This window comes from Arthrobacter sp. zg-Y895 (assembly GCF_020731025.1).
Lineage (GTDB): Bacteria > Actinomycetota > Actinomycetes > Actinomycetales > Micrococcaceae > Arthrobacter_B.
This window is the reverse complement of the sequence record NZ_JAJFZY010000012.1, coordinates 168554-192284: the sequence shown is the minus strand read 5'-3', so window position 1 is coordinate 192284 and position 23731 is coordinate 168554. Positions and strand designations below refer to the sequence as shown.

At 65.3% G+C, this 23731-nt stretch carries 20 protein-coding genes; 12 read left to right on the top strand and 8 right to left on the bottom strand.

Annotated features, from left to right (window positions below; all coding sequences use genetic code 11):
- Positions 1-94 precede the first annotated feature (94 nt).
- Complete coding sequence (locus LJ760_RS16210) at positions 95-1489, top strand: dicarboxylate/amino acid:cation symporter (RefSeq protein WP_227924348.1); 1395 nt, start codon at positions 95-97, stop codon at positions 1487-1489.
- 94 nt (positions 1490-1583) lie between these two features.
- A complete protein-coding gene (locus LJ760_RS16205) occupies positions 1584-2219 on the top strand; it encodes a Maf family protein (protein ID WP_227924347.1) in 636 nt (211 codons plus the stop codon).
- A 49-nt stretch (positions 2220-2268) separates the two neighbouring features.
- Here LJ760_RS16205 and LJ760_RS16200 read toward each other — a convergent pair whose 3' ends face one another.
- Positions 2269-3231, bottom strand: coding sequence for an endonuclease domain-containing protein (locus LJ760_RS16200; protein ID WP_227924346.1), 963 nt, complete (start codon positions 3229-3231; stop codon positions 2269-2271).
- Between the two features lie 278 nt (positions 3232-3509).
- On the opposite strand from LJ760_RS16200, the gene LJ760_RS16195 reads away from it, so the two are divergent.
- Positions 3510-5315 (top strand): acetyl/propionyl/methylcrotonyl-CoA carboxylase subunit alpha, encoded by a 1806-nt coding sequence (locus tag LJ760_RS16195; RefSeq protein ID WP_227924345.1) that lies wholly within the window; start codon positions 3510-3512, stop codon positions 5313-5315.
- Positions 5316-5413: 98 nt separating this feature from the next.
- Here LJ760_RS16195 and LJ760_RS16190 read toward each other — a convergent pair whose 3' ends face one another.
- Together LJ760_RS16190 and LJ760_RS16185 are read right to left on the bottom strand one after the other, a co-directional pair.
- Complete coding sequence (locus tag LJ760_RS16190) at positions 5414-6841, bottom strand: MFS transporter (protein ID WP_227924344.1); 1428 nt, start codon at positions 6839-6841, stop codon at positions 5414-5416.
- Positions 6842-7016: 175 nt separating this feature from the next.
- A complete protein-coding gene (locus tag LJ760_RS16185) occupies positions 7017-8423 on the bottom strand; it encodes an NAD(P)H-quinone dehydrogenase (RefSeq protein WP_227924343.1) in 1407 nt (468 codons plus the stop codon).
- A gap of 90 nt (positions 8424-8513) precedes the next feature.
- On the opposite strand from LJ760_RS16185, the gene LJ760_RS16180 reads away from it, so the two are divergent.
- Genes LJ760_RS16180 through LJ760_RS16170 form a run of 3 tightly spaced genes read left to right on the top strand, consistent with a single transcriptional unit; the run spans position 8514 to position 11726 of the window.
- Entirely contained in the window at positions 8514-9314 is an 801-nt protein-coding gene (locus tag LJ760_RS16180) for a purine-nucleoside phosphorylase (protein WP_227924342.1), read from the top strand.
- A 48-nt stretch (positions 9315-9362) separates the two neighbouring features.
- Positions 9363-11150 carry a phospho-sugar mutase gene (locus LJ760_RS16175; protein ID WP_227924341.1) on the top strand — a complete coding sequence of 596 codons (1788 nt, stop codon included), beginning with the start codon at positions 9363-9365 and terminating at the stop codon, positions 11148-11150.
- Between the two features lie 18 nt (positions 11151-11168).
- Positions 11169-11726, top strand: a complete 558-nt coding sequence (locus LJ760_RS16170; protein WP_227924340.1) for a dihydrofolate reductase family protein — start codon at positions 11169-11171, stop codon at positions 11724-11726.
- A 21-nt stretch (positions 11727-11747) separates the two neighbouring features.
- Here LJ760_RS16170 and LJ760_RS16165 read toward each other — a convergent pair whose 3' ends face one another.
- The 3 genes from LJ760_RS16165 to LJ760_RS16155 all read right to left on the bottom strand — a co-directional run bounded on the left by LJ760_RS16165 (position 11748) and on the right by LJ760_RS16155 (position 14991).
- Positions 11748-13331, bottom strand: a complete 1584-nt coding sequence (locus LJ760_RS16165; RefSeq protein ID WP_227924339.1) for a bifunctional diguanylate cyclase/phosphodiesterase — start codon at positions 13329-13331, stop codon at positions 11748-11750.
- Entirely contained in the window at positions 13328-13789 is a 462-nt protein-coding gene (locus tag LJ760_RS16160) for a DUF7793 family protein (RefSeq protein ID WP_227924338.1), read from the bottom strand. The genes LJ760_RS16165 and LJ760_RS16160 overlap by 4 nt, the downstream gene beginning before the upstream one ends.
- Before the next feature lie 122 nt (positions 13790-13911).
- A complete protein-coding gene (locus tag LJ760_RS16155; protein WP_227924337.1) occupies positions 13912-14991 on the bottom strand; it encodes a hypothetical protein in 1080 nt (359 codons plus the stop codon).
- Between the two features lie 156 nt (positions 14992-15147).
- Here LJ760_RS16155 and LJ760_RS16150 point away from each other — a divergent pair, with 156 nt between their 5' ends.
- From LJ760_RS16150 to LJ760_RS16135, 4 genes are all read left to right on the top strand, one after another.
- Positions 15148-15291 (top strand): hypothetical protein, encoded by a 144-nt coding sequence (locus tag LJ760_RS16150; RefSeq protein WP_227924336.1) that lies wholly within the window; start codon positions 15148-15150, stop codon positions 15289-15291.
- Between the two features lie 156 nt (positions 15292-15447).
- A complete protein-coding gene (gene deoC, locus LJ760_RS16145; RefSeq protein WP_227924335.1) occupies positions 15448-16122 on the top strand; it encodes a deoxyribose-phosphate aldolase in 675 nt (224 codons plus the stop codon).
- 39 nt (positions 16123-16161) lie between these two features.
- Positions 16162-16413 (top strand): hypothetical protein, encoded by a 252-nt coding sequence (locus LJ760_RS16140; RefSeq protein WP_146363517.1) that lies wholly within the window; start codon positions 16162-16164, stop codon positions 16411-16413.
- Positions 16414-16546: 133 nt separating this feature from the next.
- On the top strand, positions 16547-16684 hold the full coding sequence (locus LJ760_RS16135; protein WP_227924334.1) for a hypothetical protein: 138 nt from the start codon (positions 16547-16549) through the stop codon (positions 16682-16684).
- Between the two features lie 8 nt (positions 16685-16692).
- Here LJ760_RS16135 and mfd read toward each other — a convergent pair whose 3' ends face one another.
- The gene (mfd, locus tag LJ760_RS16130) at positions 16693-20292 is read right to left on the bottom strand and encodes a transcription-repair coupling factor (RefSeq protein ID WP_227924333.1); all 3600 of its coding nucleotides are present in this window, start codon (positions 20290-20292) and stop codon (positions 16693-16695) included.
- A gap of 209 nt (positions 20293-20501) precedes the next feature.
- Entirely contained in the window at positions 20502-22142 is a 1641-nt protein-coding gene (locus tag LJ760_RS16125) for a M28 family metallopeptidase (RefSeq protein WP_227924332.1), read from the bottom strand.
- A gap of 294 nt (positions 22143-22436) precedes the next feature.
- Here LJ760_RS16125 and LJ760_RS16120 point away from each other — a divergent pair, with 294 nt between their 5' ends.
- Both LJ760_RS16120 and LJ760_RS16115 read left to right on the top strand, forming a co-directional pair.
- The gene (locus LJ760_RS16120; protein WP_227924331.1) at positions 22437-23099 is read left to right on the top strand and encodes a hypothetical protein; all 663 of its coding nucleotides are present in this window, start codon (positions 22437-22439) and stop codon (positions 23097-23099) included.
- Between the two features lie 128 nt (positions 23100-23227).
- Entirely contained in the window at positions 23228-23731 is a 504-nt protein-coding gene (locus tag LJ760_RS16115; protein WP_227924330.1) for a DUF2505 domain-containing protein, read from the top strand.

Sequence of the window (23731 nt, the reverse complement as noted above, 5' to 3'; positions counted from 1 at the left end):
ACGGTCGCCAGGTGAGCCCTGCAACTTTTTCCTTACGTCATATTTCGCAACTTGGAGGCGGTTCTGGTAATGACGCACCGCTAGAGTCTTTCCCGTGACCTCACAGACCTCCTCCCCTGAATCCACCGCCCGGCGGCTGCCCAAGTGGGCAACGTCCTTCGGACCGCAGATCATCGCCGCCCTTATTGTTGGCCTGGCGCTGGGCCTGCTGGCCAAGTCAATGGGCACCGTTGACGATGAGCCGAACTGGCTCACCACCACGCTGGGCACCATCGGCACGAGCTACGTATCGCTGCTGAAGGCCGCCGTTGTCCCCCTGATCTTCACCGCCGTGGTCAGCTCCATTGCCAACCTCCGGGCCGTTTCCAACGCCGCCCGGCTGGCCTGGCAGACGCTGCTCTGGTTCGCCATTACGGCACTCATCAGCGTGGTCATCGGCATCCTGCTCGGCTTCTTCCTGCAGCCCGGCAACAACGCCGACGTCAGCCAGGGCGAGGAGTTCAGCGGCAGCCAGGGCAGCTGGGTGGGCTTCCTGACCGGGCTGGTGCCGGCCAACTTCCTGGGACTTGGCGCCAGTTCCAAGGTGGCGGAGTCCGGGGACGTCACCACCAGCGTCAGCTTCAACGTGCTGCAGATCCTCGTGATCGCGATCGCCGTCGGCATCGCCGCCCTCAAGGTGGGCAAGCCCGCCGAAGCGTTCCTGGCCCTGAATGCCTCGGCCCTGGCCGTCATCCAGAAGGTCCTGTGGTGGATCATCCGCCTCGCACCGGTCGGCACGGTCGGCCTCATCGGCACCGCCGTCGCGACCTACGGCTGGGACACCATCGGATCCCTGGGCATGTTCGCCCTCACCGTTTACCTTGGCCTGTTCCTGGTGCTGTTCGGTGTCTACCCGGCGCTGATCAAGGCCCACGGCCTCTCCGTCCGCCAGTGGTTCTCCGGCGCCTGGCCCGCTATCCAGCTGGCCTTCGTCTCCCGCTCCTCGGTGGGTACGCTGCCGCTGACCCAGCGTGTGACCGAGCGTAACCTCGGCGTCCCCCGGGCCTACGCATCCTTCGCCGTACCCCTGGGTGCAACCACCAAGATGGACGGCTGCGCCTCCATCTACCCGGCCGTCTCCGCGATCTTCGTGGCACAGTTCTTCAACGTGGACCTGGAATTCACCCACTACCTGCTGATCGCACTGGTTTCGGTCCTGGGTTCCGCCGCAACCGCCGGCACCACCGGCGCCGTCGTGATGCTCACGCTGACCCTGTCCACCCTCGGCCTGCCGCTTGCCGGCGTCGGCCTGCTGCTGGCCATCGATCCGATCCTGGACATGGGCCGCACCGCAGTGAACGTGGCCGGCCAGACCGTGGTCCCCACCCTCGTGGCCAAGCGCAACGCGCTGCTGGACAGCGGACTGTACAACGCCCGCCGCCAGGGCGATCCCTTCGCGGACGATTCCGAGCAGATCGAGGTTCCCCTGCTCGTTGAGTCCAATAGCTGATCCTCCCTGGAGTACGACGCCGGGCTGTCCCTTCGGGGGCGGCCCGGCGTTTTTGGTTTCCGGGCCGGTCCGCCCCGGCACTAGGCTTGAACCCGTGACCAACCCCAATCTGAGCCTCATCCTGGCCTCCGCGTCCCCCGCCCGCACCAAACTGCTGACCGATGCCGGCATCAGCCATACCGTCCTCGTCTCCGACGTCGACGAAGACGCCGTCACCGCCCGCTACGGCCTGACCGACCCGCACGATACGGCCCTGCTGCTGGCCCGCGCCAAGGCCGAAGCCGTAGCCTCCCTGCCCGAGGCCGACGGCGCGCTGGTCATCGGCTGCGATTCAGTCTTCGAATTCGACGGCGAGGCACACGGCAAGCCGTGGGAGGCCGACGTCGCGCGCGAACGGATCCGCCGCATGAGCGGTTCCTCCGGGGTACTGCATACCGGGCACTGGCTCGTGGACTGCCGCGACACCGACGAGGACGGCTCCGGAGCCACCCTCGGGGCGGTGTCCTCCGCCGAGGTGCACTTCGTGAAGCTTTCCGAGGATGAGATCGAGGCCTACATCGCCACGGGTGAGCCGCTGCAGGTGGCCGGTTCCTTCACCATCGATTCCCTGGGCGGGGCGTTCATCGAGCGGGTCGACGGCGACCCGCACGCCGTCGTCGGACTTTCGGTTTCGACGCTGCGCCAGCTCCTCGCCAGCGTCGATGTGCGGATCATCGACCTCTGGAAGTAGCCTCCGTGAGTGTGCAGTAGATGCTGCCTCCCCCTGAGCGAGGCAGCATCTACTGCACACTCGATGGATTTCCCGGCAAGTCCGGAGTCCATCCGCCTTTCCGGAGCGCGTGGCGGACTTTCCCGACCACCCAATTGCTCCCCTGCGCCAGATCGAACCGGTTGATCTTGACCTGGTGCCAACCCAGCTCGGCCGTGAGGAGATCCCGCTCGTGGTCCCTGCTCTGCTGGCCGGGACTTAGATGGTGTGTCCCCTCGTACTCAATACATGTCCGGTAGCGGCGGCAGCCCAGATCAGTCCACACGGCCGGATGGCCGGTAGCGTCGAATATCGGCGTATTGGGGGTAAATTCCGGCAGTCCCGCCCGGTGCACCAGCAACCGAACCCGTGTCTCGGGCGGAGAATCGACACCCGGCTGCATGAGGGCCATCGCTTCCCTGGCCTTGGTTATTCCCCGGACTCCACTCTTCCCGGCAACATACCTCTCGAAATCGGCCTGACGGACCAAAGCCGTCCGCGGGATGCCGAAGGACCTCCGTGTCTCGCTGATGATGTGGTCTCCGGCAACTACCAGTTCGTCCACAGTGAGCACAGTGGCCAGATCCAGCCAGGTGCGGTGTACGGCGGTCACCCGGAGGTTCCGGAATGTCCCGACTTCTTCCGCGCTGAGCACCAGCCGGTGGCCGGTGATTCCGCGGCGCCGCGGAACGGCATGGGCCGGGTCGCGGGAGATATGAATAGTTCCCTCCTGTGCCACCCGTTGCGGAACCACCAGTCCAAGCAACAGGGCCGCGGTCCCGTGACTGATCGCGGCATCCGGAAGCAGTTCCAGATACGGGCGGCACAGCGCAGGCAAGTCGATTCGTGCGGCTGACGGGACGCGAATGGCCCGGGTCGGAGCTGAGAGATCCCCCGCACGCATCCGGGCAACGGTGACGCCCGCTCGGAGCGCAGCCGAAAAAATGAACGGCTCAGCGGCCAAGAGCGGGGGCAGCGGTTTCGGCTTAGTCATATACCCATTACGGGGTGTGCCGGCGCCTCTGGGTTTTTTTCCACAGGCCGTTGTGCAGTTCAGCCGGCCGAAAGTGCAGCAGATGCTGCCTGCCTCGGGCTTAACCAGCATCTACTGCACAGTCAGCCCCACCGACGCGCACGCAGTCGGGAACCTCCGGCCTTTTGTAGAATCCCCACAACGAACGGGCGGTTCCCACGCAGAAACAGCACGCATTATGGCCCGAGACCACAAAACCGCGCTAGGCTCCGAACAGATCAAAAGGAGCCAGTGCACCAATGAGCCAGAACATCCCCGCGCCTGCTGCGACCCCCGCCAAGGCACTCACGAAGATCCTCATTGCCAACCGCGGCGAGATTGCGGTCCGCGTCATCCGCGCCGCCCGCGATGAGGGAATTGCCGCCGTTGCGGTCTATGCCGAGCCCGACCGCGACGCCCTGCACGTCCGCCTCGCCGACGAGGCCTTTGCGCTTGGCGGCAACACCGCGGCCGAGTCCTACCTGGATATGGACAAGATCCTCGACGCCGCCGCACGCGCCGGCGCCGACGCCATCCACCCCGGCTACGGTTTCCTCTCCGAGAACGCCGAATTCGCCCAGCGCGTCATCGACGCCGGCCTGACCTGGATCGGCCCCTCCCCCGCCGCTATCTCCTCACTCGGGGATAAGGTCCAGGCCCGGCACATCGCCGCCAAGGTCGGCGCACCACTGGTTCCGGGTACGGCGGATCCGGTCGAGTCGGCCCAGGATGTCCTGGACTTCGCGGACCGGCACGGACTGCCGCTCGCCATCAAGGCGGCTTTCGGCGGCGGCGGCCGCGGCATCAAGGTTGCCCGCACCCGCGAAGAGATTCCCGAAATGTTCGACTCGGCGGTCCGCGAGGCCACAGCTGCCTTCGGCCGGGGTGAGTGCTTCATCGAGCGCTTCCTGGACGCCCCCCGCCACGTGGAAACCCAGTGCCTTGCTGATGCCTACGGCAACGTGGTGGTTATTTCCACGCGCGACTGCTCCCTGCAGCGCCGCAACCAGAAGCTTGTCGAGGAAGCCCCGGCCCCCTTCCTCACCGAAGAACAGAACGCCAGCCTCTACTCGGCGTCGAAGGCCATCCTCAAGGAAGCCGGCTACCAGGGCGCCGGGACCTGCGAATTCCTGGTCGGCAAGGACGGCACCATTTCCTTCCTGGAGGTCAACACGCGGCTGCAGGTTGAGCACCCCGTCTCCGAGGAAGTCACCGGCCTGGACCTGGTCCGCGAACAGTTCCGCATCGCCCGCGGCGAGGCCCTGGGCTACGGCGACCCGGAAGTGCGCGGCCACTCCTTCGAGTTCCGCATCAACGGCGAAGACCCGGGGCGCAACTTCCTGCCCGCCCCCGGTACCGTCTCCGAGTTCAAGCTGCCCACCGGCCCCGGCGTCCGCGTTGATTCGGGCATCGAAGCAGGAGAAACCGTGGGCGGAAACTTCGATTCCATGCTCGCCAAGCTGATCGTCACCGGCGCCACCCGCCGCGAAGCCCTGCAGCGTGCGCGGCGCGCCTTGGCGGAGATCGACGTCGCCGGCCTGCCTACCGTGCTGCCCTTCCACCGCGCCGTCGCTGCGGACCCCGCCTTCACCGGCGAGGATACCTTCGGCGTCCACACGCGCTGGATCGAGACCGAGTTCGTGAACACCATCCCGGCCTGGAGCGGCGAACCCGGAACGGGCGACGACGACGACGAGCGCCGGCGCGTCACCGTTGAAGTAGGCGGCAAGCGGCTCGAGGTTGTGCTCCCGGCCGGCCTTGGCGGCCCCGCAGCCGGCGCTTCCAACGGCACCCGCGGCAACGGCAAGGCCCGCAAGCGTTCCCGGGGCGGTGCCTCCACCGCGGCCGCGGGCGATGACCTGACCTCACCCATGCAGGGAACCATCGTCAAGGTGGCCGTCGAGGACGGAGCAGCGGTTCGCGAGGGTGACCTGGTGGTGGTGCTCGAAGCCATGAAGATGGAACAGCCGCTGACCGCGCACAAGTCCGGCACTATCTCCGGCCTGAGCGCCCTGCCCGGCGCGACGGTGTCCGCCGGCGCCGTCATCGCCTCGATCCTGGACTGATCCCGGAGCAACTCCGAGCAACAGCAGCAGCACCGCAAAACGCAGCAGGCCCGGTTCCCTCAGGGGGAACCGGGCCTGCTGCTGTGTGTTTGAAGGGCCTAGGGGACCTTCACGCCCTCACTGGAATTGTTTTCGTAGTCGACGTCGCGGGTTTCCTTGGTCACGAACAGTGCGATCAGCGTCAGCACCGCCATGGAGGACAGGTAGATGCCCACCAGCCACGGGCTTCCGTCCGCGGCCTGCCACAGGGCAACCGCGATGAACGGAGCCACGGCCGCCCCCAGGATGGAGGAGACGTTGTAGGCGATGGCCGAGCCCGTGTAACGCACGTTGGTCGGGAAGAGCTCCGGCAGCAGGGCTCCCATGGGCCCGAACGTCAGGCCCATCAGGGTGAAGCCGATGATCAGCAGCGCCATGACCCCCACGGTTCCGCCGCCCAGCAGCGGCGAGAACGTGAAGCCGAAGAGGAAGATGCCGGCGGTGACAACCAACAGTGTCTTGCGGCGTCCGAACTTCTCCGCCAGCGGACCGGCGACGAGCGTGAAGATCCCAAAGAACACCACGCCGATGATCAGCATGATCAGGAAGTCGTTGCGGGCGTAGCCCAGACCGGCGGCGAAGGTCTCCGGGTCGAAGGCCTTGCCGGCCTTTTCCGCGGCGGCCTGCGCCGCTTCCGCGCTCTTGGCCGCGGTCCCGTAGGACAGCGTGAACGTGGTCATCAGGTAGAACAGCACATACGTCGCCAGCATGATGAAGGTGCCGGCAATCATCTGGCGCCAGCTGTACTTGAAGGCGCGGCTCAGGGGCAGTTTGCTGACCTCGCCCGAATCCACAACCTTCTGGAAGGCCGGCGTCTCAACCAGCTTCAGCCGGACGTACAGGCCGATGATCACCATGACGGCGCTGGCCAGGAACGGCACGCGCCAGCCCCAGGAGTCGAACTGCTCGGCATCCAGCTGGAAGCTCAGCAGCAGGAACAGGCCGTTGGCCAGGATGAACCCGATCGGCGCGCCCAGCTGCGGGAAGGTTCCCCAGACGGCACGCTTGTTGGCCGGAGCGTTCTCGGTCGCGAGCAGCGCCGCTCCCGACCATTCCCCACCCAGGGCCAGGCCCTGGGCAAACCGCAGCACCACCAGCATCGCGGGAGCGAGGATCGTCCAGCCGTTTTCCGCGGTCGGCAGGCAACCGATGAGGAACGTCGCTATCCCCATGGTCAACAGCGATGCCACCAGGGTTCCCTTGCGGCCCACCTTGTCACCGAAGTGCCCGAAGACGATGGAGCCCAGCGGCCGGGCAATGAAAGCCACCCCAAAGACAGCGAACGAGCTCAGCAGGGCCGTGATCCCCTCGGCGTTCGGAAAGAACAACCGGGGGAAGACGAGGACCGCAGCCGTTGCGTATACGTAGAAGTCGTAGAACTCAATGGAGGTGCCGACGAGGCTGGCAACAATCACGCGGCCCTTGGAATTGGCCTTGGCCGGCACCGGCGCCGGCGTGGATGCCGCGGAGGGATTCTTAGTAGACATTGGAACTCTTTCGCAAGAGGAATTGAAGTAACCACATCCTAGGAGCTTCCGTCCGTTATTTGAGATTTGTGTCCGGATAATGGACAAATGTTTCGCGGCGCCGATATCCGGGCACAAAAAATCCCGCGCCCGCAAACGGATATACCGTTGCGGACGCGGGACGATGAGTAGTCGGCTACATGTGCACGTGCAGGCGCCGGGCGGCTTCTGAAATGGAACCGGTGAGCGACGGGTAGACGGCAAAAGTATTGGCAAGATCATCCACGTGCAGCTTGTGGGTGACGGCAATGGCGATGGGGAAAATCAGCTCCGATGCGCGCGGACCCACCACGACGCCGCCGATCACGGTGCCCGAGCCCTTGCGGGAAATGATCTTCACGAAGCCTTCCTTGACGTCCATCATCTTGGCCCGGGCGTTGGTGTGCAGGGACAGCTTGATGACGTCGCCCTGGTACCGGCCCTCTGCAACATCGGCCTCGGAAACGCCCACGGAGGCGATTTCCGGGGAGGTGAAGATGTTCGAGGCCACGGTCTTGAGCTTCAGCGGCTTCACGCCGTCGCCCATGAGGTGTGCCACGGCAATGCGGCCCTGCATGGCCGCCACGGAGGCCAGGTTGAAAACGCCGGTGCAGTCGCCCGCGGCGTAGACGTTGCTGGCCGTGGTGCGGGAGACGCCGTCAACCCGGATCTGGCCGCGCTCGTCCAGCTGCACGCCTGCTTCTTCCAAACCGATGCCCGCGGTGTTCGGGATGGCGCCCACGGCTACGAGGCAGTGGCTGCCTTCAACAGTCCGTCCGTCCGAAAGCGTAACCAGCACGCCGTCGCCCGTATTCTTCACGGAATCGGCGCGGGACCGGCTGAGCACGGTCATGCCGCGGGCCTGGAAAACGTCTTCCAGCACGACGGCGGCATCTGCGTCCTCGCCGGGCAGCACGCGGTCGCGGCTGGAGATCAGCGTGACCTTGGTGCCGAGCCCGTTGTAGGCGGAGGCGAATTCCGCGCCCGTGACGCCGGAACCGATGACGATCAGGTGCTCGGGAACCTCGGTGAGGTTGTAGATCTGCTTCCAGGTGAAGATCCGCTCACCGTCGGGAACGGAGGTCTCCAGCTCGCGGGGGTTCGCGCCGGTGGCAATCAGCAAGGCTTCGGCCTTGACCGTTTCCACAGTGCCGTCGTCGGCGGTGACTTCAATGGTGGTGTTGTCCAGCAGGCGGCCTTCGCCGATCTTCACCTTCACGCCCACCCGTTCCAGGGTGCTGCGGATGTCATTGGACTGTTCCTTGGCCAGGGCCAGCAGGCGATGATTGACCACCTTCAGGTCTGCGTAGACCGGCGAGGCCACGTCCCCGAATTCCACGCCGAGGTTCCGGGCCGCAGTCAGCCGGGTCATCACGTCGGCGGTGGCAATGAGGGTCTTGGACGGAACGACGTCGGTAAGCACGGCTGAACCGCCCAGTCCCTGCCGCTCGACGATGGTTACGTCCGCTCCGAGGGATGCCGCCACGAGGGCAGCCTCGTAGCCGCCGGGGCCGCCTCCGAGAATCGCAAGTTTCCGGGCAGTAAAATCTAGTTGGGTGGTCACAAGGCTCTATTCTGTCCCATCGAGTGACGGCGCTCAAACGGCGGTGCAGGCGCGGACATCGGCAGGCCGGCAAGGCTGTAAGTTTGTTAAGTGACTAACGACCCATTTGAACTTGCCCAGCAGGCCGCCGACTACATTGCAGAGCACACCGGCGTGCCATCCCACGACATTGCACTGGTTCTCGGAAGCGGCTGGGGTGAAGCCGCCGAACTGATCGGCGAGACCACCGCTACGCTCTCCGCCTCCGATATCCCGGGCTTCTCGGCCCCCTCCGTGCAGGGGCACGTGGGCACCATCCGCTCCGTCCTCACCACCGACGGCAAGCGTGCCTTGGTCCTGGGCGCACGCACCCACTACTACGAGGGCAAGGGCGTACGCGCCGTCGTGCACGGCGTACGCACCGCAGCCGCCGCCGGCGCCAAGGTCATGGTCCTCACCAACGGCTGCGGCGGGCTGAATCCCGATTGGCAGCCGGGCACCCCGGTGCTGATCAGCGACCACCTCAACCTCACCGCCACGTCCCCGCTCGAAGGCGCGACGTTCGTTGACCTGACAGACCTGTACTCGTCGCGGCTGCGCGACGTGGCACGCAGCGTGGACCCGACCCTGGATGAAGGCGTTTACGCCCAGTTCACCGGCCCGCACTACGAAACGCCGGCCGAGGTCCGCTACGCCAAGACCATCGGCGCCGACCTGGTCGGCATGTCCACGGCGCTCGAAGCCATTGCCGCCCGGCACGCCGGCATGGAGGTCTTCGGCATCTCCCTGGTCACCAACCTGGCAGCCGGCATCAGCCCGGTGGCACTGAGCCACGGCGAGGTCCTGGAAGCGGGACAGGCCGCCGGACCGCGCATCTCCAAGCTGCTCGCCGAGATCATCAACAAGATCTAGCAGCTTTCCGCCGCACAGCTACCCGCACCAGCAACAGTAGGTATCCACATGACTCTGATCCCCGCCGACCTCGAAGAACTCACCGCCGCCGCGCATGCGTGGGCGGACAGTGACCCTGACCCGGACACCGCCCGTGAGCTCCGCGCCCTCCTCCGCATCCTCGCGGACACGGACGGTGCGGACACGGACGGCGCGGACGCCGCCGGTGCGGACGCCGCTGCGGCGGAACTGGCGGACCGGTTTGCCGGCACGCTCGAGTTCGGAACCGCTGGGCTGCGTGCGGAGCTGGGCGCCGGTTCAAACCGGATGAACCGCGTAGTAGTGCGGCGCACCGCTGCCGGCATCGCTTCCTTCCTGCAGGACACAGCCGGCGACAACTGGACTCCCAGCGCCGTGATCGGCTACGACGCCCGGTACAAGTCGAAGGACTTCGCACTGGAAACGGCTGCCGTTTTCGGCGCCGCCGGCATCGAAACGTTCCTGCTGCCCTGCACGCTTCCGACGCCGCTGCTCGCCTACGCGGTCCGTGCCCTGGACACGGACGCGGGTGTGATGGTCACTGCCAGCCACAACCCTGCCGCCGACAACGGCTACAAGGTCTACCTGGGCGGCCGCACGGTCAAGGGCCCCGGCCGCGGTGCACAGATTGTCACGCCGTACGACGCCGAGATTGCCGCACGGATCGACTACACCGTTCCGCTGGACTCCATTGAGCTGGCACCGGACGGCTACACGGAGGTTTCCGAGTCGCTGATCGCTGACTACATCGGCGCCGTCGACGACCTGGCGCACCGCGAAGGCTACCCGGCACGGGACCTGGACATCGTCCTCACGCCCATGCACGGCGTCGGCGGCGAAACCATGTCCGCCGTGCTTCGCGGCGCCGGATTCACCTCGGTGACCCTGGTTCCGGAGCAGGCACTGCCGGACCCGGACTTCCCCACCGTCGCCTTCCCGAACCCGGAGGAACCCGGAGCGCTGGACCTGGCCCTGAAGCTTGCCGCCGAACGGAACGCGGACCTAGTCCTTGCCAATGATCCCGACGCCGACCGCGCCGCCGTCGCCGCCAAGGACCCTGCCACGGGCGAATGGCGCATGCTGCGCGGGGACGAAGTGGGTGCCCTGCTGGGCCGCCACATTGCCCGGCGGATCGCTGCCGGACGCTGGAAGGTGCGGGGTGAGAAAACCCGCTCCGGCGTTGTTTTCGCCAACTCGATTGTTTCCTCCCGCCTGCTGGCCCGCATTGCGGACGCTGCAGGATTTGAGCACCAGGAAACCCTGACCGGCTTCAAGTGGATCTCCCGGGTGCCGAAGCTGACCTACGGCTACGAAGAAGCACTGGGCTACTGCGTTGCCCCCGGACTGGTCCGGGACAAGGACGGCATTTCCGCCGGCGTGCTGCTGGCCGAGCTGGCCGCAGCCCTGAAGGCGAAGGGCCGGACCCTCTTTGACGAACTCGACGAGCTGGCCCTGGAGCACGGCCTGCATCAGAGCGACCAGCTCTCCGTCCGAGTGGAGAACCTGGGCCTGCTGACCGAAATGATGCAGCGGCTGCGCGAGCACCCGCCGGTCTCCTTCGCCGGCTCCCCGGTGGAAACCGCCGTCGACCTTTCCGAGGGCGCCAACGGACTGCCGCCCACGGACGGGCTGCGGTACATTACCCGTGACAACACCCGGGTCATCATCCGACCCAGCGGAACCGAGCCCAAGCTCAAGTGCTACCTCGAAGTGATTGAGCCCGTCGGTTCAGCGGCTGATCTGCCGGCTGCGCGTTCGAACGCACGCGCAACCCTGGATGCGGTGCTGGCGGATGTACGGACGGCCCTGGGACTCTAGCCTAAGCGGGAGGCCGGCATGGGACGGCTGATCTACACCAGCATCACGTCGCTCGACGGGTACATAGCGGACGAGTCCGGGTCCTTTGACTGGAGCATGCCCGATGAAGAGGTCCACTCCTTCGTCAACGGGCTTGAGCGGGACGTGCACACGCATCTGTTGGGACGGCGGCTGTATGAGGTGATGGCCGCCTGGGACGCCGTGCCCGCAGAGGACGAGCCGCCTGCCATCCACGAGTACGCGCGGATCTGGCAGGGGGCGGACAAGGTGGTTTTCTCTCGAACCCTCGCCGACCCCTCCGCGCCGCGCACGCGGCTGGAACGGGAGTTCGATCCTGCTGCCGTGCGGGCACTCGTAGAGGCGTCCGACGGCGACGTGTCCGTGGGCGGAGCGGACCTCGCCGGCCAGGCGCTGCAGGCAGGGCTGGTTGACGAGCTGCAGCAGCTGCTCTCCCCCGTGATTGTCGGTGGCGGGAAGCGGTTCCTGCCGGACGGTCTGCGGCTGGACCTGGAGCTGCTGGAGGAGAAACGATTCGCCAACGGCGTGGTGTTCCTGCGGTACCGGGTCCGGAACTGAGCTTCCCTCCCCGGCGTCCGGTTACGCCAGCAGTTCCGTAGCCAGCGGCAGGCGGCTTCCGCTCGCCAGGAGAGTTCCTACCTGCTCGGCAGTGAGCGGCCGGCTGAAATAGTAGCCCTGGCCGCTGCAGCAGCCCATGTCCTGCAGAAGTTCAGCCTGCTCAAGGGTCTCTATCCCTTCGACCACGGCTTCCATCCCGGCAGCCTGGATAAGCCGGTGGACCGCGTCCACGAACTGCAGCTGCCCTTCGTCGCGGCTGATTTCGGCAATCAGCGCGCGGTCCACCTTGACGGTGTCCACCGGCAGGCGCCGCAGGTAGCTGATGGATGAATACCCCGTGCCGAAATCGTCGATTTCCAGACGGACACCCAGGGCCTTGATCGATCTCATGGAGTAAGTCTCCACGTCCCCGCTGCCCACGAAGGCGCTCTCGGTGATCTCAAGAGTGAGATCACCGGGTGCGGCGCCGGTTTCCCGCAGCTGCGCCCGGACAAAGTCCACCAAGTCCATGCTCTGCAGTTCGGACGGGGAGACGTTGACGCGGATATGGAAGCCATCCTGGTCCTGGCCCGCCTTACGCCACTCCGCTAGTTGTTCCAAGGCAGACCGCAGCACCCAGCGTCCTATCCCCAGAATGGCTCCGCTCTCCTCGGCCAGCGGAATGAAGATGTCCGGCATGACCAGTCCCTGCGTCGGATGCTCCCAGCGCAGCAGCACCTCCACACCCTGCATCTTGCCGGTGACCAGATCCACAACGGGCTGGTACGCCAACCGAAACTCGTTGCGTTCAACGGCGTTGCGCAGGTCGGAGGACATTTTGCGCCGCAGCTGGCGGGCGTAGAGCATCACCGGTTCAAATAGCCGCACCAGGCCCGGGCCGTCTTCCTTCGCTTCGTACATCGCCGTGTCGGCGCGGAGCAGCAGGTCCTTGGCGGATTGCCCAACCTCGGCAAGGTGCACGCCAATGCTGGCACGGGGCCAGACATCCAGTTCCTCCACCTTCATTTTGAACCCCAGTGCTTCCTGCACACGCTCGGCCGTCGCCCGGGCGGACATGCGGCTGACGTCGGGGAGCAGGACGGCGAATTCGTCCCCGCCGAGCCGGGAAACGGTGCTATCCCCCGGCACGCACGCCAGCAATCGGGTCGCCACTTCCTGGAGTACCCGGTCACCGGCCTGGTGTCCGAAGCTGTCATTGATGTCTTTAAATCCATCCAGGTCAACCATCAAAACCGCCGGCGCGGCATCCCGAACCTGCTCGACGTTCCAAACCGCCAACGCGTCCTCAGCTGCCTGCATCAAGGCAGTTCTGTTTCCAGCTCCGGTGAGCGGGTCGCTCAGGGCCATGTGCTGCATCTGGGCGTGGGCTTCCCGGAGCTCCTGGGTACGGTCCTGCACACGCTGCTCAAGGTCCCGGTAAATATCGTCCAGTTCTTCGGCCAGCAGATTAATGCCCGTGCTGACGGCATCAATCTGGTCGCGTGCGGGCGAAACGGGAATCCGCGATGTGAGGTTTCCCGCCGCGATACTGACAATGCCCTCGACTATCCTGTTCAGCCGGACAGCTTCGGCAGACGGGTTGGCAGGTCCAGAGTCAGGTGTCATACCGCAAATCGTTTCAGCCAGCCAAGCGCGTCAGGCTCGCTCGAGAAGTAGCGGGTGGGGCACGGCTGCACTTCGCCTCCCAACAGAAAATTAGCAATAACGCGGTCCACCGGCGAGACACCCATGACGGCAACCGCCGAGAGCGACCGTGCCGCACTGAAAACGTCGCGGGCGCTTCGGGAGACTGAATCCACCCCGGTCAGGACCAGGAGCAGAGGCAGGGTGCTGGCTCCCGCGAAGGCCCGGATCTTCTCTGCCGCCAGCAGGGCCATCGTCCCGGTGATCACTTCACCTGGCGGCAGGACCAGCACCAAATGGCCCTCATCGGCGAATTCGACCGAGATGTTCCCGGGGGAAATCCTTTCATCCCCGGTTACCGCGCCCTTGCCTTCCGGTGGGTTCTGCGGCCCGTCATGGGGGCGCGTCCCTGCGTACTGCAATCTATCGCTTCTAGCCATGCTTCCCCCAAGTCGCTGCGCAGGATCAAATGCAGCGGATTCCCTCGCCGATTTGGAACGGCTCGTCCGTGATTGCCGCCGGTAAGTCGAAAGACGGTGTTTGTATTGTGCGCCTTCGATTCTCAAATATCGAGTTTCTCGGCCTGACTTTTCGTTTCGTGTTCAGCTGTTTGGGCGATGGAGTCATTTCGGAGGATGGTCCTGATAATCTCCCGGGCCCTTTCCGCTTGGACCGGCGCCCCTAAACCGTCGAATAGCTGTTCACCTTCCCGCGCCGCGTCCAATGCCTCCCCAGCCCGCCCAAGGTCGAACAGGCATCTCGCCAAAACCATCAGCGCCTGCGCCCGTGTATAGGGGAACAGTTCTTCTGCCTTGGTGGCCACGTCCCGGAGCTTTTGTTCGGCTACCCCGTTATTTCCGGCCAAGTGTTCCCAGTGGGCGCGTGATAAAAGGATCTCCAGCCGGTCGGCCAGGTTGCCTTCGGAAACCGAAATGGCTACTTCCGCCCGTTCAATGCATTCGAGGGTCTCCGGCTGCACTACCCCTGCATCCATCCGCAGGTTTGCCGAAGCCTTATTAAACAGCGCCCATAGGTTGACGTCCCCCAACGGGGTCAGGGCCGTTGCTGCCTTCCGGTGGAACCGGAGCCCTTCCTCGATACGTCCGGACATAAACGCCGAATTTCCAATCGTCCAGTAGGCCATACCGCTAGCCCTTGCGCCTGCTTCAGGACCGACGAGGGAGTCCAGCACCATGGCTTCCTGCCACGCAGCTTCCACCTCCCCTTCCTCAGCCAGGGTTGCCACCATGGAATGTTGAAGAGCGGTACGCAATTCCTTGGAACGATCTGGAACGATACTTATCGCCTCTTCTGTCGCAACCAGCGCACGGTCGCTTGCCCCCTTGTTCCGCAAGGCTTCGGAGAGGATCACCCGGGCGCGGGCAGCGGTTTCCGGGTAGTCAACAATGATGGGATGAGCTGTCAACGCGTTTATTGTATGGATGCACTCATCCATCAGCCCCAGGTCGTATTGGTACCGGGCGATGCTGAGCGTCAACCGACAGTATCCCCAGGTATCACCGGCCTGAAGTGCAGCTTCACGCGCGAGCACCGAATATTCGACCGCTTTGCCGTAGTCACGACGCTGGCTAGCTTGTTGCGCCTTGTACTCGTTGGCTAAATACACCTGTTCATCTTCCAAGGATTCTGGTCCTTCCAGCGACAGAGGCCCGGTGCCATTCTGCAATAATTACTCAGAATTCACCAAAGATGGCCAATCGCATATCAATAAGAGCTTCAGCATAGCTATACTTCAGGTGTTTCACCCCACCACATCTTTTCTCTCAAGGAGCACGACATGAAAAAATTCGGTGCAGCTGCACTTCTGGCCGCCCTTATCTTCGGAGCGGGCGCCGTGGCCCAGAATTCCGACGCAGCTCCTGTAGCTGGAGCCAGCAAGAATGCTGTGCAGCTGTTTGGCAACTGGCCGGCCGTAGGATAATTGTTCTGACATAAGTGAATCGGCCGGGCTCCGCATTGCGGGACCCGGCCGATTTTCTTTCCATGCTTTCGCACCCCGCACCCCGCGCCCCGCACCCTCTGCCGACACCGTGATCTCAACCACGCGGCACCACTGCCCTATGGCAAGATAGATCCCATGTCTACACCCATTGCCTCGTATATTGATCACACGCTCCTCAAACCCGAGGCCAGCCGCGACGACATCCTCCGGGTCTGCTCCGAAGCCGCTGAGTACCAGTTCAAGTCCGTCTGCGTGAACCCGATCTGGGTCGGCACCGTCCGCAACGCACTGAAGGGCAGCGGAGTGCTCACCTGCTCGGTCATCGGCTTCCCGCTGGGAGCCACCACCACCGAGGTGAAGGTCTTTGAAGCCCAGGGCGCGCTTCAGGACGGCGCAGATGAGATTGACATGGTCATCGACATCGCCGCAGCCCGGCGCGGAGACCGCGCCGCCCTGGTCCGCGACATTGCAGCCGTAGCCGATGCCGTGCATGCTGCCGGCGGCATCCTCAAGGTCATCATCGAAACCTCCCTGCTCAACGATGAGCAGAAGGTCCTGGCCTGCGAAGCTTCCGTCGAAGCCGGAGCCGACTTCGTGAAGACCTCCACCGGTTTCAACGGCGGCGGAGCCACTGCGGAAGACGTTGCCCTGATGCGCCGGACGGTCGGTCCGGACCTTGGAGTCAAGGCTTCCGGCGGTGTCCGTTCGCTCGAAGATGCACAGGCAATGATCGACGCCGGGGCCACGCGTATCGGAGCGAGCTCCGGAATCGCTATTGTTAATGGAAGCAAAGCCACGTCGGACTACTGACCGGCATAGCTACTGACACTTTTTGAAACGGAGAACTTCATGGTTGGAACACGGTCAAAGCAGCCTTCACACTCGGGCGAGGGCCATCTGGTCAGCAACATCCTCATCTTTGCCGTGATGTTCGCCATCTTCCTGGGCGCCATCTACGCGGTGAACTGGCTGACCCTGGACAACGTGTGGCCGATGGCCATTCTGCTGGTCGCCGCGACCGGCATGTACCTCGTTGCGTTCAGCATCGGCCGTTCCGACACCACCACGGAGTTGGCCAAGGGTTACTCGCACAACGAGTAGTCTTCCTGCGTAAACAGTGATGCACCCCAGTCCGCGGGCTGGGGTGCATCACTGTTTAACTGAGTATTCGCCGGGGGTAAGCAGGTGTGTCCTACTCTTAGCTGCCGTGCCCCGCCGTCCCTAGATTCGATTTATGACTACCACCATGACCCGCAGACAGTGGCGCCGCAACCGGGCCCTGCAGCAGCGCATCGTCCTCGTCGGTTACTCGGTACTGGCCTCCTGCGTAGTGGCCGCCGCCGCTGTCTTCGTCATTGCGGTGACGGGCTAGCCTCCGGCTCACTCCTTGAACACGGCGTCGAGCACCTGCTTGGCCCAGGCCAGGATTTCGGCGTCCACCAGATCCCTTCCGCCTATCCTGGCGGTCTTCGGCTTGGGTACCAGCACCGCGTTCAGCGCAGGCTTCACGAGCGCCCCGGGATACATACGCTGCAGCCGCATGGTCCGCGATTCGGGCAGGTCCGCCGGTGCGAACTTGATGAAGTTGCCCTGCAGCGCGACGTCGGTCAGCCCGGCGGCGCGTGCATCCACCCGGAAGCGGGCAACATCGATCAGGTTCTTCACTTCCTGCGGGGGCTCGCCGTAACGGTCCACCAGTTCGGCCAGCACCTCGTCGATCGCCTCATTGGTGAGCGCGGATGCCAGCTTGCGGTAGGCCTCCAGCCGCAGCCTCTCCCCCGGAACGTAGTCATGCGGGAGATGGGCGTTGACCGGCAGCTCGATCTTCATTTCGGCCGCCTTCTCCTCGGCCTCGCCCCGGTAGTCGGCCACGGCTTCGCCCACCAGCCGGATGTACAGGTCAAAGCCGACGCCGGCAATATGGCCGGACTGTTCCCCGCCCAGCAGGTTGCCGGCACCGCGGATCTCCAGGTCCTTCATGGCCAGCTGCATGCCCGCACCCAGCTCGTTGTGCGTGGCCACGGCCTTCAGCCGCTCCAGTGCCACCTCGCCCAGCGGCTTTTCCGACGGGTACAGGAAGTATGCGTAGGCCCGCTCCCGGCCGCGCCCTACCCGGCCGCGCAGCTGGTGCAGCTGGGAGAGGCCGAAGTGGTCCGCACGGTCCACGATCAGGGTGTTGGCATTGGAGATGTCCAGGCCCGTTTCGATGATCGTGGTGCACACCAGCACGTCGAAGCGCTTCTCCCAGAAATCCACAATGATCTGCTCGAGCTTGGACTCGCTCATCTGGCCGTGCGCCACGGCGATCCGCGCCTCCGGCACCAGTTCCCGCAGATGCGCGGCCGTCCGGTCAATCGAGGACACCCGGTTGTGGACAAAGAAGACCTGGCCCTCGCGCATGAGCTCGCGGCGGATGGCGGCAGAGGCCTGCTTGTCCGTGTACGGGCCCACATAGGTGAGTACGGGGTGCCGTTCCTCGGGCGGGGTGGCCAGTGTGGAGGTCTCGCGGATGCCGGTCAGGGACATTTCCAGGGTGCGGGGAATCGGGGTGGCGCTCATGGCCAGCACGTCCACGTTGGTGCGCATCTTCTTCAGCGCTTCCTTGTGTTCGACGCCGAAGCGCTGCTCCTCATCCACGATCACCAGGCCCAGGTCCTTGAACTGCACTTCCTGTGACAACAGGCGGTGGGTGCCGATGACCACGTCCACGGCGCCGGTCTTGACGTCCTCGATAGTTGCCTTGGCCTGCTTGGCGGTCTGGAAGCGCGAGAGCGAATCCACCCGGACCGGGAAGCCGGAGAACCGCTCGGCAAAGGTCTCCATATGCTGCTGGGCCAGCAGCGTGGTGGGCACCAGCACGGCCACCTGCTTGCCGTCCTGCACGGCCTTGAACGCTGCACGGACCGCAATCTCGGTCTTGCCGTAACCCACGTCGCCGGAGACCAGGCGGTCCATGGGGATTTCGCGCTCCATGTCTGCCTTGACCTCGTTGATAGTGGTCAGCTGATCCGGGGTCTCGACATAGGGGAACGCTTCCTCAAGTTCACGCTGCCACGGGGTGTCCGGGCCGAAGGCGTGGCCCTTGGACGCCATCCGGGCGGAGTAGAGCCGGATCAGCTCCCCCGCGATCTCCTTGACGGCCTTGCGCGCCCGGCTCTTGGTCTTGGCCCAGTCGGATCCGCCCATCTTGGACAGGACAGGGGTTTCACCGCCCACGTACCGGGTGATCTGGTCCAGCTGGTCGGTGGGGACGAACAGCCGGTCCCCCGGCGCTCCGCGCTTGGAGGACGCGTATTCAAGCACCATGTACTCGCGCACTGTCTTGTTGGTGCCGGCACCGGTGGCACGCTGGATGAGTTCAATGAACTTGCCCACGCCGTGCTGCTCGTGCACCACGAAGTCGCCCTCCTGCAGCTGCAGCGGATCGACGGCGTTGCGCCGTTTGGAGGGCATCTTGCGCATGTCGCGGGTGGAGTAGGTACTGGCGCGGCCGAGCAGGTCCGCCTCGGTCAGCAGGCCGGTCTTGAGGGTGTCAAAGACATACCCGCGGCCGGCGCTGGCCGTGGTGATGGCGATGACGCCGGGGCGCGGTTCCTCGTCCACGGATTCCACCAGCGCTGCCGGAATGTCGTTCTCCCGGAACAGTTCGGCCAGGCGGGAGGCCGGGCCGGGTCCCTCCGTCACCACCACCACACGCCAGGCGTCCCGGACGCGGCCGCCGATGAACTCCATCATTTCCGCTACGTCGCCCCGGTAGCCGCGCGGTTCGCGGGCATTGATGGTCAGGGTGTCGATGTCCAGGACGGTTTCGTCGTCGGGGTTGAAGGACGTGATGGACCACCAGGCCACGTCATTGGCATGCGCGGCAGTGCGCGTATCGGTCAGGGAACGGAAGCTTGCAGCGTCCAGGTCCGAGGCCAGCCCGGCGGAAAGATCCAGGGGTGCCGCACCGCCGTCGGACGCCGTGGCCCAGGCCGCGGCCAGGAACTCCTCATTGGTGGCGGCCAGGTCGTGGGCGCGGGCCCGGACCTTTTCCGGCTCGATGACCACGGCAATGGATCCCCGCGGCAGCTCCCCCATCAGCGGGACCATGGAGTCCACCAGTACCGGAGCGAGGGATTCCATGCCTTCCACGGCAATACCGCCGGCGATCTTTTCCAGCATGTCCGAGGCGGCCGGCATCTGGTCCTTGAGCTTGGCGGCGCGGCTCATGACCGACGGCGTGATCAGGATTTCGCGGCACGGCGGGGCGTAGAGCTCCGAGGGGTGGGTGATGTGCTCCCCGGTAAGGGTCCGCTGGTCAGCGACCGCGAACCAGCGCATGGAATCCACTTCGTCGCCGAAGAAGTCGATGCGGATGGGGTGGTCCTCGGTGGGCGGGAAGACGTCCAGGATGCCGCCGCGAACGGCGAATTCGCCGCGGTGGGAGACCATATCCACCCGCGCATAGGCAGCTTCCGCCAGTGCCTGCACCACGGAGTCGAAGGGCTGTTCCTGGCCGACCTTCAGCGCCACCGGCTTGAGTTCACCCAGTCCGGCCACCAGCGGCTGAAGCACGGCGCGCACCGGGGCAACCACAATCTGCACGGGGGCGGTTTCCGGGTGCGCCAGCCGGCGGAGCACCGACAGGCGCCGTCCGACGGTATCCGAGCGCGGGGACAGCCGCTCGTGCGGCAGGGTCTCCCAGCTGGGGAACTCTTCAATGCCGGCCAGGGGAAGATAGCTGCGCAGCGCGGCTGCCAGGTCCTCCGCCTCGCGTCCCGTCGCCGTCACGGCCAGCACCACCGGCGGAACGCCGTCACCGGTACCGGCCGAGGCCAGGCCGTCCACGACTTCGGCCAGCAGGGCGGCGCGCATGCCCTGCGGAGCCCCGATCTGCAGGTCTTCGCTGCGGCCTGCGGGCGGCCGGGAGGAAAGAGTCCGCACCCTTGCGTACGAGGGGTCCTCAGCGAGGGCGGCACGCAGTCCGTTCAGGCTCATGGGGTGTTTTCTCCTTCATGACGGCAACGCAAATACCCGAAGTCCACAAACGGAACCCCGGGGTTTTCTTCCACATTACCTGCTGCCGGGGCGCCGGTCCGGCGCTCGCGCTGAGAGCGGAAAACATAAGGAAGCGGGAGTCCGTTACACCGGACTCCCGCTCCCGTACCGGGTATCCGCCCGGGCGGTGACGCTGGATATTAAGCCGCCTACTTCCGCAGCAGGTGTCCGCGGTAGTCGTATTCGGCCGGGACGGACCGGGCACCCTGGCCGCCGCCGCGCAGCTCCTCCTCCGTGAGGGCAAAGGTGACCACGGCGTGGGCCACGGCGTCCGACATCTGGTCGAGAACAGTGCGGTTCACGTTGTTGATGTCGTCGCAATCGGCGTGGTAGCAGGCGTCGTACGGCTCACCCGCCACCCCGCCGAACAGTGCAGCTTCCTCCGGTGTCTTCAGGCCTTCGGCACCCGTGAACAGCCCTCCCGCCGGAATGTTCCTTTCGATGAACCCGGCATAGTCGGAACGGCCGCTGAATTCGGTGGGTGCCGTGGTCAGGCCCTGGGAGGCGAAGTACTCCTCGAAGACTCCCTCAATGACGTCGGACCCGGCGGGCCCGGTCCGGCCGAAGGCGTCGCCGTCGCCGTCGTAGATAAACCGGGCGAAGTTCGGGGAACCCACCATGTCGAAGTTCAGGTTCAGCAGCGTTCCGGCCAGCCCGGCTTCGTCCAAGGTGGAGACGTAGTGCCGCGAGCCTACGAGCCCGTCTTCTTCCCCGCCCCAGAACGCGAACCGGACGCGGTTCTCCAATCCGCCCTTCGTCTTGGTTTTGGCGAGCTGGACGGCTGTTTCCAAGGTTGCTGCCGAACCGCTGCCGTTGTCATTTATGCCAGGCCCCTCCGGGACCGAGTCCAGGTGTGCTCCCACCACCACGGTACGGTCCGCGTCCCCGGTGGGGGTATCCGCGAGGATGTTGAAGGAGTTGATGGTGCGCACCCCGGATTCCACCGAGACCCGCACAACAACGCCCGGAGTGCCTGCCAGGGCCTCACCGAGGGCAAATGTTGTACCGACGGCGGGAATCGGGGAAAGCTCGGTGCCCAGCGTGCCGTTGAGCAGGCCCGTGCGGTCATCCCCCGCCACATTGGTGCCCTGGTTGAAGATGACCGCAGCGGATGCCCCGGCTGCTGCGGCGTTGTCCACCTTGATTTCGAAACTGCATTTGCCGCGCTGCATCAATGCGACGTTCCCGGCGGGGAACCCGGCGAAATCCTCCGGCTCGCAGCCGCTGCTCGAGGCACGGTTGCCGCCGAGGTTGATGTCCACCGCTATCAGTCCGGCTGTCACGTCTCCCGGGCCCGAGTAGCTCATGGTGCTGAATTCCGTTCCTGCCACGTACGCCTGCGCCGTGGGGGAAACCTGCTCGAAGGTCTCGCCGGACAGCTCGAACTGGTCGTAGGAGAAGGGCTGCCTCACCGGGTTGTAGCCGGCCCGGCGCAGCTGCTGCTCGATGTATCGGCCGGAGGCCTCGTATCCGGGAGTTCCCGACGCGCGGTTTTCGCCGTTGGCATCTGCAGCAGCCTGCAGGGCGTCCAGGTGCCGCAACACATTCTTGACGGTCACTTTCTTCCGCAGCATTTCGCTGGCATCCGGCTTGCCGCTCCCCTTGCCGGGAGACTCCTTGTCCGGGCCGCCCTTGCCGGGATTGCCCTTTCCGGGATTGCCCTTGCCGGCTGCAGCGTCACGGACGCTTTGCTGGCCGTCCGCTGCTCCGTTGCCGTTGTCCGCTGACGCTGCCGGCACTCCCGCTGCAGCCGTCAGGAAAACCGCCGCTGCGAGCGCCGTCGTACGCAAAGTCCTGTTCCTCTTCATCGTTCCCCTAGGTGTGTGTCCCCCGTGCGTGCGTGATGGTCCAGCACCGCGCCCGCAGGCGTTGGCACCGTGCCGCGCAACCTACCTCGGCTTCCCGCGCGGGGTAACCGTAGGCGGGAAGCCGGCTACATGTGCGAGGAGATCCAGACCCGGCCCGCAGCACCGGTGGATCTGGTTTTTCGTGGGGTCGCCTGCCACGCTGGAAAAGCACGGGTTACCCGGAGACGGCAGTAATCCAGTCGCCGGCCTCGCCTTTCGACAACGTAAGGACTGCCCATGGCACGCAAAGCGACCCTCCTGGCCACGGGATGTGCGGTATTCGCGCTGGCCTTCACCGGCTGCGCGGGCAACTCCGACGGCGACGGCGCCAACGATTCCGAAGGTTCCCCTTCCGCATCGTCTTCCAGCCCTTCGCCCTGCGGCACCAACTCCCCGAACGCCAGCGGAGAAAACTGCCAGGCAGCCGGCGTTCCCGGCCGCACTGCCAACCCCGATCGATGCGGAAAGTTCACTGCGTCCCCGACTCCGGGCGGGATCATCGAGGGAACGTTCGGCCCGTACTGCGACGACGCCGTCGCGACTACCTACAGCACCGCCTTGATCCCGGATGAGTCCGTAGCGATTGTCACCGTCGAGGAAAGCGCGGAGAACACCACCGTGCAGCTCCAGGCACAGAGCTTCGCCGCCGACACGACCTACAGTGCCCGGCTGCACGAGGATGATTGCGGAGCAGATCCAACGGACGCCGGCGCGGAGTACCAGAGCAGCCAGGGCGGCCTCACCCTGGACTTCACTACCGACACCGCCGGCAACGCCACCGCGAGCACCACGGTTCCGTGGACGCTGCCCGACGACGACGCCGAGTCGCTCCTCATCCTCGATGCGGGGCAGGGCGGTGCGGCGGGAAGCCCCGTGGGCTGCATCAATCTGGTGCCCTGACCCGGCCGGGAGCTCCCCGGCCCCGGTTTCGGGGCAGCTGCGCGTGCGGTTTAGGATGAGGGTTGGCCGGCCGGCGGGCTGTACAAGCCCGCGGAATCCGGCATTACCGCTCACCTTACGGAGGACCTATGGCCCTGAACGCATCAACTATCCTGCCCTACGACGTACGGACCGTGACGGACACGTTCGCTGACGAGGGTTTCCTGCGCAGCATGAGCGAGCACGTAGGCGGTTCCCTGGTTTCCGCTTCCGTGGACGGTGACACCGCCGGGGCATTTGTCCTCACCGCTGTGCGGACGATGCCCACGGACCGGTTGCCGGACATTGCGAAGAAGTTTGTTGGTGCCAACCTGACCGTGACCCAGAAAGAGCAGTGGGCCGCACCTGCCGCCGACGGATCCCGCGAAGCCGCCGTGGAGCTCTCCGTGGGCGGGGTCCCGCTGAAGGTCAACGCCGTGCAGCGACTGATCAGCACCCCCGAGGGCACCCGCGTCGATGTTGACGGCAACGTGGCCTCCAGCATTCCGTTCCTGGGCGACAAGATCGCCAAGGCCGCCGAACCGATGATCGGCAAGGCCCTCACGATCCAGGCAGGCCAGGCCGGCAAGTGGATTGAAAGCCGGAAGAGCTAG